10 protein-coding genes are annotated in these 13,328 nt (G+C 66.1%); 7 read left to right on the forward strand and 3 right to left on the reverse strand.

Annotated features, from left to right (window positions below; genetic code table 11):
- Nucleotides 1-69: 69 nt before the first annotated feature.
- The 4 genes from EH199_RS05590 to EH199_RS05605 all read left to right on the forward strand — a co-directional run bounded on the left by EH199_RS05590 (nt 70) and on the right by EH199_RS05605 (nt 5,760).
- Nucleotides 70-2,553, forward strand: a complete 2,484-nt coding sequence (locus tag EH199_RS05590) for a TonB-dependent receptor domain-containing protein (RefSeq protein WP_370449665.1) — start codon at nt 70-72, stop codon at nt 2,551-2,553.
- A gap of 65 nt (nt 2,554-2,618) precedes the next feature.
- A complete protein-coding gene (locus tag EH199_RS05595; protein ID WP_124808290.1) occupies nt 2,619-3,740 on the forward strand; it encodes a glycoside hydrolase family 68 protein in 1,122 nt (373 codons plus the stop codon).
- Nucleotides 3,737-4,630: an ROK family protein gene (locus EH199_RS05600; protein WP_124808291.1), complete on the forward strand. Its 894-nt coding sequence runs from the start codon at nt 3,737-3,739 to the stop codon at nt 4,628-4,630. Before EH199_RS05595 ends, EH199_RS05600 begins: the two co-directional genes overlap by 4 nt.
- 98 nt (nt 4,631-4,728) lie before the next feature.
- Nucleotides 4,729-5,760 carry a substrate-binding domain-containing protein gene (locus EH199_RS05605; RefSeq protein WP_124808292.1) on the forward strand — a complete coding sequence of 344 codons (1,032 nt, stop codon included), beginning with the start codon at nt 4,729-4,731 and terminating at the stop codon, nt 5,758-5,760.
- Between the two features lie 2 nt (nt 5,761-5,762).
- On the opposite strand, the gene EH199_RS05610 is transcribed toward EH199_RS05605, so the two are convergent.
- Genes EH199_RS05610 through EH199_RS05620 form a run of 3 tightly spaced genes read right to left on the reverse strand, consistent with a single transcriptional unit; the run spans nt 5,763 to nt 7,502 of the window.
- The gene (locus EH199_RS05610) at nt 5,763-6,647 is read right to left on the reverse strand and encodes a sigma-70 family RNA polymerase sigma factor (protein ID WP_124808293.1); all 885 of its coding nucleotides are present in this window, start codon (nt 6,645-6,647) and stop codon (nt 5,763-5,765) included.
- Nucleotides 6,631-7,077: a hypothetical protein gene (locus tag EH199_RS05615; RefSeq protein WP_124808294.1), complete on the reverse strand. Its 447-nt coding sequence runs from the start codon at nt 7,075-7,077 to the stop codon at nt 6,631-6,633. The genes EH199_RS05610 and EH199_RS05615 overlap by 17 nt, the downstream gene beginning before the upstream one ends.
- Nucleotides 7,074-7,502 carry a hypothetical protein gene (locus tag EH199_RS05620; RefSeq protein ID WP_124808295.1) on the reverse strand — a complete coding sequence of 143 codons (429 nt, stop codon included), beginning with the start codon at nt 7,500-7,502 and terminating at the stop codon, nt 7,074-7,076. Before EH199_RS05620 ends, EH199_RS05615 begins: the two co-directional genes overlap by 4 nt.
- Before the next feature lie 543 nt (nt 7,503-8,045).
- Between EH199_RS05620 and EH199_RS05625 the strand changes: the two genes are divergently transcribed.
- The 3 genes from EH199_RS05625 (at nt 8,046) to EH199_RS05635 (ending at nt 13,327) form a co-directional block, all read left to right on the forward strand.
- Nucleotides 8,046-9,089, forward strand: a complete 1,044-nt coding sequence (locus tag EH199_RS05625; RefSeq protein ID WP_190287144.1) for a LacI family DNA-binding transcriptional regulator — start codon at nt 8,046-8,048, stop codon at nt 9,087-9,089.
- A gap of 150 nt (nt 9,090-9,239) precedes the next feature.
- Complete coding sequence (locus tag EH199_RS05630) at nt 9,240-11,540, forward strand: TonB-dependent receptor (RefSeq protein WP_190287146.1); 2,301 nt, start codon at nt 9,240-9,242, stop codon at nt 11,538-11,540.
- A gap of 65 nt (nt 11,541-11,605) precedes the next feature.
- Entirely contained in the window at nt 11,606-13,327 is a 1,722-nt protein-coding gene (locus EH199_RS05635; protein WP_124808298.1) for an arylsulfatase, read from the forward strand.
- Nucleotide 13,328: the final 1 nt, after the last annotated feature.

Raw genomic sequence — 13,328 nt, forward strand, 5'->3', positions numbered from 1 at the left:
GCAAACGTTTGCAATCACCTTTAGCGACTGCCTGCAGATGTCGAGTCACTCGACCGTGTCAGGAGAGGGATGATGAAGGTTCTTCCGCTTAACGCCGTGCGCTTTTCCGCCGCCAGCCTGCTGGCAGCCAGTTCGATGTTCGCGCTGGGCGTCACCCCGGCCCTTGCGCAGGAGACTTCGGCGCAGGCCGATTCTCCCAACGATGCCGAGATCATCGTGACCGCGGTGGCACGCGGGCAGAACCGGCTGGATTCCTCGGTTTCCGTCAGCTCGCTCAACGCCGATCAGCTGCAGCAGACCACGCCGCGCTCGGTCGCCGAACTGTTCCGCAACATTCCCGGCATCCGGTCGGAAAGCTCGGGCGGTGAAGGCAACGCCAACATCGCGGTGCGCGGCCTGCCGGTCGCCTCGGGCGGCGCCAAGTTCCTGCAGCTGCAGGAAGACGGGCTGCCGATCCTGGAATTCGGCGACATCACGTTCGGCAATGCCGACATCTTCCTGCGTTCGGACTTCAACATCGCGCGCGTCGAAGCGGTGCGCGGCGGTTCTGCTTCGACCTTCGCCTCGAACTCGCCGGGCGGCGTCATCAACCTGATCTCCAAGACCGGGGAACAGGAAGGCGGCGCGGTGCAAGCGACGGTCGGCCTCGATTACGGCGAATACCGCGTCGACGCCGACTACGGCGGCAAGATCAGCGACAGCCTGCGCTTCCACGTCGGCGGCTTCTATCGCCAGGGCGAAGGCCCGCGCCGCGCCGGCTACGACGGCAATCGCGGCGGCCAGATCAAGTTCAACGTGACCAAGGATTTCGCCGGCGGCTACGTGCGGCTCTACGGCAAGTACCTCAATGACCGGGCCATCGGTTATCTGCCCAACCCGGTGCGCGTGACCGGCACCAACGCCAACCCGGTCTATACCAACCTGCCCGGCTTCAGTATCAACGAGGATACGCTGCATTCGCGCTATTTCACACGCAACATTACGCTTGATGGCAACAACAACCTGGTGGCCGACGACATCCGTGATGGCCAGCATCCGGTGGTCAAGGCCGTGGGCCTCGAAAGCAAGTTCGATGTCGGCGGCGGCTGGTCGGTGATGGAGCGCTTCCGCTACTCGGCGATCTCCGGCCGGTTCATCTCGAACTTCCCCTCGTCGGTCGATACCTCGGGCGCGGTGGCGACCAGCCTGGGCGGCGCGGGCGCGTCGGCGGTCTATTTCAATGGCCCCAACGCCGGGCAGGCGGTGGCTGCCAACACCTACCTTGCCAATATCGTGGTGTTCGACACCAAGCTGAACAGCCTGGACAACATCACCAACGATTTCCGCCTGACCAAGGACTTTGACCTGGGCGGCGGCAAGCTGACCGTGACCGGCGGCTTCTACAAGTCGCGCCAGACGATCGATACCGACTGGCTGTGGACCTCGGCGGTGATGGAAGTGAAGGGCGGCGGCGATGCGGCGCTGGTCAACATCGTCAACGGATCGGGCCAGCTCGTCACGCAGGACGGCTTCTATGGCTATGGCGCGCGCTTCTTCGGCAATTGCTGCCGCCGCAGCTACCGCCTGAGCTACGACACCAATGCGCCGTTCGCCGCGTTCACCTGGAACAAGGACGCGCTGACCCTGGACGCCAGCGTCCGCTACGACATCGGGCAGGCGCGCGGCTTCGTCGCCGGTGCCGATCTCGGCGGTGGCCGCAACGGCATCACCAGCTTCGACATCAACGGCAACGGCGTGATCTCCGGCCCCGAAACGCAAGTCTCGGTGATCCCGCTCGGCAGCCCCGCTCCGGTGCATTACAACTACAACTACGCCTCCTACTCGCTCGGCGTGAACTATCGCGTGCGTGACGATCTGGCGCTGTTCGCCCGGTACAGCCGGGGCGGCCGCGCCAATGCCGATCGCCTCACGTTCGGCCCGGCGATCCGCAACACCGATGGCAGCCTGGTCAATGCCGACGCCGCCGTCGATTTCGTGCGGCAGGCCGAAGGTGGCGTGAAGTACCGCTCGGGCGGGGTCGCGCTCTACGTGACCGGTTTCTACGCCACCACCGAGGAACAGAACTTCGAAGCAACGACCCAGCGCTTCCTCGACCGCAAGTACCGTTCCTATGGCGTGGAACTGGAAGGCAGCATTCGCAAGGGGCCGTTCCAGCTGAACGCCGGCGGCACCTGGACGCATGCCCGGATCACCGCCGATGCGCTCGATGCCACGGTCGTCGGCAACACGCCGCGCCGGCAGGCCAGCTTCGTCTACCAGATCAGCCCGGAAGTGAACCTCGACAAGGTATCGTTCGGCGCCAACGTGGTCGGCACCACCAGCAGCTACACGCAGGACAGCAACCAGCTGAAGCTGCCGGCCTATACCACGGTCAACGCCTTCCTGCAGGTGCGTCCGATCGAACGCCTGCAGCTCTCGGTGAACGCCAACAACCTGTTCAACGTGAAGGGTTTCACCGAAGCGGAAGACGGCGCGATCCCGGCCAACGGCATCGTGCGGGCCCGTTCGATCAACGGGCGCACGATCTCGGCCTCGGCGCGCATCTCGTTCTGATCTCCCTGCCTCGGGCCGGCCTGATGCGCCGGCCCGATTTTTCTTCTTTCGATCGGACCAGACCGATGCCCTGTTTCCGCTGGCTGCCCGAACATGTCGCGGGAATCGCCGCCCGCCCCCACCCGCAGGCGCGCCCTTTCACCCGCGCCGAAGCGCCCCGCATCGCCGCCGACATGGACCTGTGGGACCATTGGCCGGTGCTGGAAGCCAACGGTGATGTCGCCGCGATCGCGGGCGGCGCTCTGGTTATCTTCCTTGCGGCCCCCATCCTCGACGATCCCGAAGCGCGCCATGCCCTGGCGCGGCTGTGGCTGTTTCACCGCACACCGGCAGGCTGGCGCGATCTCGGCCCGGTGTTTGCCGATGGCTTTTCGCCCGGCAGCCGGGAATGGTCCGGCACGGCGATCGTCGATCCCGCACACAGCCAGGTCACGCTGCATTTCACCGCCGCCGGCGGGCGCGGCGAACCGGCGGTCACGTTCCGCCAGCGCCTGTTCGCCACCCGCGCCGCGCTGACCATCGCGGACGGCGTGCCCGCGCTGTCCGGCTGGACCGCCCCTGTCGAAACGCTGCGCCCCGATGGCGTGGACTACATGATCGATCTGGAGGGAACCGGCGCGGTCGGCGCGATCAAGGCGTTCCGCGATCCGTTCGTGTTCGAAGATCCCGCTTCCGGGCAGACCCGCCTGCTGTTTGCCGGTTCCCGCATGGGATCGGATTCGGACTGGAACGGTGTGGTCGGCGCGGGTACGTTGCAGGACGACGGCTCCTGGCGGCTCGACCCGCCGCTGGTCAGCGCCGATGGTCTGAACAACGAACTGGAACGGCCCCACGCGATCATGCACCAAGGTCTGGTCTATCTGTTCTGGTCCACCCAGCGCAAGGTCTTCGCCGCCGGCGGGCCGTGCGGCCCCACCGGTCTCTATGGTCTTGTGGCGCCGGGCATCGACGGCCCATGGACGCCGGTCAACGGCACGGGACTGGTCTTCGGCAATCCCGATTGCGCTCCGTTCCAGGCCTATAGCTGGCAGGTGCTGCCCGATCTTTCGGTCTGGAGCTTTGCCGATCTCGTCGGTCTTGCCGAGCTGCCGCGCTCGACGGAAGCGGCCCGGGCGGCCTTCGGCGGCACCGCCGCGCCCGTCCTCCGGCTGGCCCTGGACGGCGACCGGGCGAGCCTTGCCGCATGATCGACGAGCCGCTTCTCGCCGGGGTCGAGCTGGGCGGCACCAAGTGCATCGCGGTCGTCGCGCGCGGCACCGAAATCCTGCGCGAACGCCGCCTGCCGACGACCGATCCCGCATCCACGCTGGCAGGACTGTCCGAAGCGCTTGACGAATGGCAGGCCGAGATTCCGTTCACCGCGCTGGGCATTGGCACGTTCGGCCCGGCCCGCGTGTCCCCCGACGCGCCGGACTATGGCCAGATACTGCCCACGCCCAAGCCGGGCTGGACCGGCGCGCGGGTGCTGGACCACTTCGCCGATCGCTTCGCCGTGCCCATCGCGTTCGATACCGATGTCGGCGCGGCGGCCCTCGCGGAAGGACGCTGGGGCCGCGCGCGCGGGTGTTCGACCCATGCCTATGTCACGATCGGCACCGGCATCGGCATCGGCATCGTAGCCAACGGGCAGGTGCTGCACGGCGCCTTGCACCCCGAGGCCGGGCACCTGCGCGTGCGCCGGCGCACGGACGATACCTTTCCCGGCATCTGCCCTTTCCACGGCGATTGCCTGGAAGGCCTGGCCGCAGGCCCGGCCATTGCCGCGCGCATCGGCGGCGATGCCGCGCATATCGCCGATGACCATCCGGTCTGGGCCGATGTTGGCGCGGAACTGGGCGAACTGATGGCCACGCTGATCCTGACGGTGTCGCCCGAATGCATCGTGATCGGCGGCGGCGTGGGCGGTGCGCGGCCGGCGCTGCTCGACCGTATTCGCGATGCCGCGGCTGCAGCCCTGGGCGGCTATGTCCCCGGCGCCGACCGTGACGCGCTGGAAACGCTGATCGGCCCGCCGGGACTGGAGGCACGCGCCGGGCCGATGGGCGCGCTCGCGCTGGCCCTCACAGCATTGGGCTGACGGGGCTCGATTGACACGCTGACGCGGCTCCCGCAAACGTTCGCACGACTATCGGACCGGTCGCGCGCGATCGCCCGGGCAAGCGTGCGGAGCAGTCGATGGACGGGGATAACGAAAGCGAACAGCCGCCGGCCCGCGTCCGCAATATCGTCGAACTGGCCCGGATTGCCGGCGTTTCGGCCAGCACCGTCTCGCGCGCTCTGGCCGGCAACCCGCTGATCAAGGCGAACACGCGCGAACGGATACAGGCGCTGGCGGAAAAGCACGGCTTCCGCCTGAACCAGATGGCCAGCAAGCTGCGCACGCGGGAGACCCGCGCGATCGGCGTGGTGGTGCCGCTGGGGCACGAACGGCGACAGCACATTTCCGATCCGTTCTTCATGACCATGCTGGGCCATCTGGCCGACGGGCTGACCGAATCCGGATACGACCTGATGCTATCGCGCGTGCTGCCCGATACGCCGGGCTGGCTTGATGACATCGTTGACTCCGGGTTGCTCGATGGCGTGCTGATCATCGGGCAATCGGATCAGCTCGATGCGATCGAACACGTCGCGCAGCGCTATCGTCCGCTGGTGGTCTGGGGCCAGCAGACCCCGGGCTATCAGCAATGCACGATCGGGTCGGACAATCACGCGGGCGGCAAACTGGCCGCCCGGCACCTGATCGCCAGCGGGCGCACACGACTGGCCTTCCTGGGTGATATCCGCCCGCCCGAGATCGCCGCACGCTTCGCCGGCGCCAGCGCTGCCGTGCAGGAAGCCGGCCTGCCCGCACTGGAAGCGCTGCCGGTACACTTGAGCGGCGAGCAGGCGCAGGAGGATATTGCCACCCGGATCCGCAGGATCGGACGCACGCTGGACGGCATCGTCTGCGCGTCCGACGTGATCGCGATGACCGCGCTGCGCGCGCTGACGGACGAGGGCCTCGCCGTCCCGACCGACATTGCCGTTACCGGGTTCGACGATCTGCCGATCGCGGCGCAGACGGTTCCCCGGCTGACCTCGGTGCGGCAGGACATCGCCCGGGGCGCGGGCTTGATGATCGGCGCTCTCGCCGCCCGGTTGCGGGGCGAAGACAGCCCGTCGGTCCAGATGACGCCCGAACTGGTCGTGCGCGACAGCGCGTAGCGCTATCCGCTGCTTGTGTCGAAAGCTGCCGCAAGATGGCGCAGCTTGTCAGGATTGCGCACGATGTAGATCGCCGCGATCCGCCCGTCGCGCACGTCGAGGGCCGTCGTCTGGAGCACATCGCCTCGATCGACGCTGACATACCCCGGCAGGCCATCGATCATGGCGGTGCGCAGCAGCGTCGGCATCGATGTATTTTTGCGCTTGAGCCCGGCGAACAAGCGCAGTGCCCGATCGATCCCCCGCACGATGTTGCGGAAGGCGATCACCTTGCCGCCGCCATCCGAATAGATCGCGACGTCGCGCGCGAGCAGCGCAGACAGCGCGCCCGCATCGCCCTCGCGCGAAGCGGTGAAGAAGGCCCGGGCGATCCGGTCCGCCTCGCGCGCGTCCACCGGGAAACGCGGGCGCGCATCCTGCACGTGTTTGCGCGCGCGCGCGGCAAGCTGGCGAACCGCGGCGGGCTCGCGCCCCAATGTCGCGGCGATATCGGTCAGCGCCACGCCAAACACGTCGTGGAGCAGGAAGGCGGCGCGCTCCAGCGGGGACAGGCGCTCCATCGCCAGCATCAGGGTAAGCGTCAGGTCGTCGGCGATCGTCTCGTCAGGCTCGGTGGTTTCCATCAGTGGTTCGGGCAACCAGGCTCCGACATAGGTTTCCCGGCGAACACGGGCGGACTTGAGCTGATCGAGGCAAAGGCGGGTGACGATGCGGGTCAGATAGGCAGCCGGAGCATCGACGCTTTCCGCTTTTGCCGCCCACCGAAGCCATGCCTCCTGAACGATATCCTCCGCTTCGCTGACGGAGCCGAGCATACGGTATCCCAGGCGCAACAACCGTGGCCTTTGAGCCTCGAAATCAGCGGCATATTCATCCCTGCTCGGCACGCGCGTCCTCCACCGAGTGCGGCCAGCACCTCTCCCGTGCCGTATCGCGCCATGCCCACAGCGCAAGCGCAGTCGTCAGTATAGCCGGCAACGTCACCGCGGGAAAATCCCGGGCGAGTGCGCCGGTGCCGCAGATGCCAACCACCACTTCCCAAAAGTGGAACAGCGCATGGCCCGCCAGCCAGAACGCGGCGGCGGACCAGAGCGGAAGACGCGCCGCCGGCCGCGCGACGCCTGCAAGCATCGCGATCGCGACCAACAGGAAAATCAGCCCGATGTCGCGCAGGAAATGCTGGTTGAACGGGCCGGTGGTGGTGACACCGGGCACCGCGAAGTACCATCGGGCGGGCGAGAGCAGCATGAAGAGACCGTTGACGGCGGCTCCGATGCCGAGCGCCGAGGCCAGCGCGAGCGGCAAGCCCCGGCTCATGCCGTCCTCTCCGGGGATTGAGCGGCGCGCCAATGGCCCTGCGCTTGCGGAAGGGCAACGACAGGGACACCGAACCGTCCCGCGCCGCCGACGATAACAGGCTTCATGTTCGTATCTCCCATGCGCAATGCTTGTTTGCATGACGAGATGACGGCGACGAGTGTGACATGGGCGATGGCGAAATGAAAGCTCGCGCTCGTCGATGCCTCTCCGGATATCCAGGCGGTGCCGCTCGCGGTACCCTCGATCGAGCCGGATGCACGCCCCTCCGCTTCGGATGGGGATTTCGCGCGTCCCGGCCGGGCGCGGCGTCCTTCGCTGCGCTGGCCGGACGTCGAGACGTTACCGCCCTGGCACGTGCGATTGGGCAACTGGTGGCGCAACCGGACCGCGCCGAGGGAGATGCGGCGCGCGCCAAGCAACAATCTGCGCGACTTGGGCGCACGGCTACGCGAGGCGTCGCCGCTGGTGCTATGGCCACAGGATGGCGTGCTGGCGTTGCGGTCAGCCGACGTGAACCATTTGCCCGCTCCGGTGGCGCGACCCTGGTCCGGGAAGTAGCGGCCCTTGACACGGTTCGCTCAGCCGCCGCCGTGGACAATCCGGTCATGAGACCTCCTCTCAAGGGAATTTCGGGCTACCACTGTCATTCGTCAGTGGACTGTTTTGTCGGTGCCGAAGCCATCAGCCGTTTGTTCGCCACGCTGCGGATCATGTACGCAAAACGGTGAGCCTGGGCCAAATTGCTTCGCGGCGATCTTGCCGCAGCGGTTTGAAGAGATGACGGGCCGCCCCTACAGCGGCGATCATCCGTCACTGGCCATCCCGACCGCTCTGGAGTAATTGCCCTCGGGCCATGGCCTCTGCCGCGGCGGGCACGGCAAGGGCGGCGGGCGTTCACGGAGCAGCCGCCTGAACCGTGAACCTTTTCTGCGGCAGGTGCTCAGGGGGAACGTTTGAAACGGTCTGTGACCATTGTCGACATCGCCAAACACGCCGGCGTGTCTTTCAAGACCGTTTCCCGCGTTCTCAACGGAGCGCCGACCGTGGCCGCAGAGCTGCGCGATCGCGTTGAACAGGCGATACGGGACCTCGACTACAAGCCGAACAGGGCCGCCAGCCTGCTGCGTGGCGGCAAATCCCATGCTCTGGGATTGATCATCGGATCGCATACGGAGATCCTCCACGCTTCCGAACCCGATCATCACATGCCCAGTTATGCTGCGGACGTGATACTGGGTTTGCTGCAGGCGTGCCACGCAGCAGAGCATCATCTGGTCATCGAGAACATCTCGTCCGTGGATGCCCGGATGTCGGGAGAAATGCTGCGCCGTTTTCTCGATCTGGTAAAGCTGGACGGCGTTATCCTGGTGCCGCCGCTGTGCGATATCGCGTGGGTGCTCGACCTGCTCGACAACGCGGCAATTCCGTTTGCGCGGATCAATCCCGGCCTCGATCTGGACCGCGGGCTGTGCTTCGTCATCGACAACAACAGGGCAGCGCACGACGTGGGAGAAGCCATTCTCGCGATGGGACATCGGCGGATCGGCTTTATCGATGGCCCGGAAAGCCATGCGGCCCAGCGCGAACGCAAGATCGGCTTCCTCGACATCGTCGGCAGCGTGGCCGGCGCCAGCGTGGAAGTGCGGCAAGGCAACTTCCTGTTCGCCTCGGGTTTCGAGATGGGGCACGAATTGCTGGCTCTGGCCGAGCGCCCCACCGCCATATTTGCCGCGAACGACGAAATGGCCGCCGGCGTGCTGGCGGCCGCCATCGAACGGGGAATAGACGTGCCGGGCCAGCTGTCGCTGGTGGGTTTCGGCGGGCTTGCCGTTTCCGCGCATACCTGGCCCCGAATCGCCACGGTGCGGCAATCGACGATCGAGATTGCCCGGCTGGCGGGTAACAGCCTGATCGAGCGTGACGCGCGAGACGGCGTGGCATGGGACCGGGTCGTGACGATGCCTTACGAACTGGTGCCCCGCCAGTCGATGGCCCCGGCGGCGCGCTGACAGCCACAGAAACAACCGTCAGTCCGTCCACTGTTGACGCGGATTTTGCGCAACACTATGCGTTTGAGACAACGTTGTCCCGAATCGCTTTGCGTCAGTGGGCAAACGAAATCGGACCGAACACAATTCGGTCAGACAAGGGAGGGTGTCATGAATTATCGCCGCAGAGTGCTGTCGCTTGGGAGCGTGGCGTTTTCGATCGCGATGCCTCTGTCCGTGCATGCGCAGCAAGTTCAGGATAGCGCGGCCGCGGATGGAGAAACCCCCAGCGGCGAGATCGTGGTGACCGCGCAAAAGCGCGAGCAGAGCCTGCAGAAAGTACCTGTTTCGGTTGCCGTGCTTTCATCGACCGTGCTGGCGGACAACCGGATCAGCGGCCTGGAGCAACTTTCGCAGGTCTCGCCTTCGATCAACTTCACCAACAGCGCCAACACGCGCGGGCAGGGGTTGTCGATCCGCGGCATCGGCACGCTCAACTTCTCGGACGGCGTGGAGCCATCGGTTTCGACGGTGGTCGATGGCGTGGTCATCGGCCGGTCGGCGGCTTCGTTCTTCGATTTCAACGACATCGAGCGCATCGAAGTCCTGCGCGGTCCGCAAGGAACGCTGTTCGGCAAGAATTCTTCGGCCGGCGCGCTCAACGTCGTCACCGGCAAGCCCGATCTGGACACGTCATCCCTGTCGGCCTCGGCCAGCTACGGCACGTTCAACGACGTTCGCCTGAAGGCCACCGGATCGGCGGTGCTGGATCCGGGCCGCGCGGCGCTGCGCCTCTCGGGCTTCCGCTCCACCGCCGACGGGATCATCACCAACACCGTTAACGGCCAGAAGCTCAACGGCAACAACAGCTGGGGCCTGCGCGGCAAACTGTTGTTCAAGCCGAGCGACGTCACCTCGATCTATCTCATCGGCGACTACGGCGAGAGCAACCGCAACTGCTGCGCGTCGACCGTGCGCTCGGTGCTGCCGACGACGACCTACTACAACGGCCAGACGCGCGCCGCGCTGCTGGCGAGCCAGACCCTCGGGCCGATCAACCGACAGGTCACGATCGATGGCGATTACTTCAACCGCCAGAAGACCGGCGGCGCCTCTGTCGAAATCAACACGGAACTCGGCGGCCAGACGATTACATCGATCACGGCCTATCGCGAATTCAGGGTGTTCGACAACAACGATCCCGATCTGGTTCCCCTGCCCGTCGTAAGCCTGAACAACGCCCTGCAAAAGCAGAAGCAGTTCACGCAGGAACTGCGGCTGACCTCGCCGGCCGGCAAGCCGATCGAATATGTCCTCGGCCTCTACTATTTCTGGCAGGACGTCACCACCCGCACGCAGGTGAAAGGCAATCTGACGGTCAATCTGCCGGCCGGACAATATCTCGGCAACCAGGTCGACCGCGACATTACCACGAAGAACGTGGCCGCGTTCGGGCAGCTCACCGGCCATCTGACCGACTCCCTGTCGCTGATCGGCGGGTTCCGCCTGACGTCCGAACAGGCGGTGGCGCACTTCAACCGCACGGTGCTGCCAGGCGCGATCGCGGCGATGCCCAGCCTGGGCGGCCCGGCCTACGTCACCCCCACGCTCAAGGCCACCGACACCGATTTCAGCTACAAGCTCGGCATCCAGTATCAGGCTTCGCCCGATGTGATGGCCTATGCCAGCTACACCCGCGGCTACAAGGGACCGGCGCTCAACCTGCTCAACAACCTGACGGCGGCGACGGTGAACGCGGGGCTGGCTGTGCTGAAGCCGGAGATCGCGCGCAATTGGGAAGTCGGGCTGCGCACCACGCTGTTCGACCGGAAGCTGACGCTGAACGCGACCGGCTTCTACGAAACCTTCACCAATTTCCAGGCGCAGACCTACAGCGCGGTGCTGACCTCGTTCCAGCTGACCAACGCCGGCAAGCTCGTGACCAAGGGCGCGGAAATCGAGGCGATCCTGCGCCCGATGAACGGCCTCAGCCTTTCGGGCAATCTTGCGTTTACCGACACGGAAGTGCGCGGGCTGGTCGTCAGCTGTTATCCCGGGCAGACCGCCGCGCTCGGCTGCGTGACCGGCCGGCAGGACGTTACCGGCCAAGCGCTGACCAACGCCCCCAAGTGGGCCTATTCGCTCAACGCCAGCTACCGGACGGACATCGGCGACAATCTGCGCGGCGGTGCGAACCTGTCCTTCACCTACCGGTCGCGCACGCTGTTCAGCTTCCGCGATCCCAACACCGCCCAGCCCGGCTACGGCCTGCTCAACGGCAGGCTGTCGATCGAGACGCAGGACGGGCGCTACAGCCTTGCGGTGTTCGGCAAGAACCTCACCAACAAGCATTTCGCCACGCTCATCGGCACCGGACTGCTCGATACCTCGGCAACCGGCGCCGGCTATACCCAGTTGCTGACTCCGGACGCCTTCCGCACGTTCGGCGTCGAAGCGGCCGTTCACTTCTGATGCCTATCGCGGGGAGCGTCGGCACGTGCGCCGGCGCTCCCCGACCGTGCAGGAACGCCTGACCCATGCAGCTTTCCCGACGTCACTTCGTCAGTGCGCTCCTCGCCACGACCACCCTGGGGACCGCGCCCGCCCGGGCCATCGCGGGCAAAGGGCCGCGCCCCAACATCATCACGATCGTGCTCGACGACGTGGGCTATTCCGACATCGGCTGCTTCGGCTCGGAAATCCGCACGCCCGTGATCGACAGCCTCGCCAAGACGGGCCTGCGCTACGTCCATTTCGATACCAAGGCCGTGTGCGCTTCCACGCGCGCCGCGATGTTGACCGGGCGCAACGCGCACACGGTCAACATGCCCGACGTGCCCGATGTCGCGGCGGTGACCCCCGGCGATCCGCAGATGGCGCACCTGTTCCGCCTGCCGGGCAATGCGCAGACCATGGCGCAGGCCTTGCAGCGGCGGGGCTATGCCACCTGGGCGATCGGGAAATGGCATATGATCCCGATGGCCGAACTGGGCGCGGACGCCCCGCGCGAAAACTGGCCGTTGCAGCGCGGTTTCGACTATTTCTATGGCTTCCCGCGCGGCTGGACGGACCAGTATCGCCCCGAACTGGTGGAGAACAACGGCTATCTGAAGCGGGATTTCCCGGAGGGCTATCACCTCTCCGCCGATCTGGCCGACAAGGCGATCGGCCTCGTCTCGAACCATCTCGACCGGAACCCGGCCGCGCCGTTCTTCCTGAACCTGGCGTTTGGCACGGCGCATTCGCCGATCCAGGTGCCGCGCGAGTACTCGGCACCCTATGACGCGGTTTACGCAAAAGGCTGGGACGCGATTCGGGAGGAGCGCTTCGTCCGGATGAAACGGATGGGGCTCATCCCCGAGAACACGCTGCTGCCCGCGCGGGAATCGCGTGATCGCGCTTGGGCGGATTTATCGGAAGACGAAAAGGCCGTCTTCGCCCGGTACATGGCGGTCTATGCGGGCTTTATCGAACATTGCGACCGGCAGATCGGGCGGCTGCTCGATGCCCTGCGCGACCGGAAGGCGCTCGACAACACGATCATTGTGCTGTTGTCGGACAACGGCGCGGCTTCCGAGGCCGGTCAAGCGGGCTTCTTCGACGGCCTCTATCGTGCGAACACCGCTACGCCGGCCCAACAGCGCGCCCGTCTCGACGAACTGGGAACCGGCAAGACGCAGGCGGAATATCCCCGCCCCTGGGCGATGGCGGGAGACACGCCTTTGCGGCGCTACAAGCTGTGGCCCTATTCGGGCGGAACGCGCACCCCGATGATCTTCCACTGGCCGCGCATGGTCCGCGATGGCGGCGCGATCCGCCGGCAATTCGTCGACGTGATCGATATCGCGCCCACGCTGCTGGAAGCGGCGCAGGCCCGCTTCGACGCGACCGTGGAAGGCGTGCCGCAGATCCCGGTCGCCGGCAAATCGTTCCTTCCCACCGTGCGCAGCCGCAAGGCGCCGGGCCGGCAGGTGCAGTATTTCGAGCTGCGCGGCAACCGGGCGATCACCAGCGGCCGCTGGCGCGCCGTGGCGCTGCATGACTGCGACCAGCCCTATGCCAACGATCGCTGGGAACTGTTCGATCTCGACAGCGACTTTTCCGAAAGCACGGACCTCGCGTCGCGCTATCCGGCCAAGGTTGCCGAGATGAAGAGGCTGTGGGATGCGCAATGGGCCATGTATGGCAGCGGTGCTCTGGCGCAACCGGGCGCGCTGACGTGCCGGTATTCGGATATGTTCGACCGGCGGCCGGAATGAT

The sequence above is a fragment of the Novosphingobium sp. LASN5T genome (genome assembly GCF_003856955.1).
In the GTDB taxonomy this organism is placed as follows: domain Bacteria; phylum Pseudomonadota; class Alphaproteobacteria; order Sphingomonadales; family Sphingomonadaceae; genus Novosphingobium.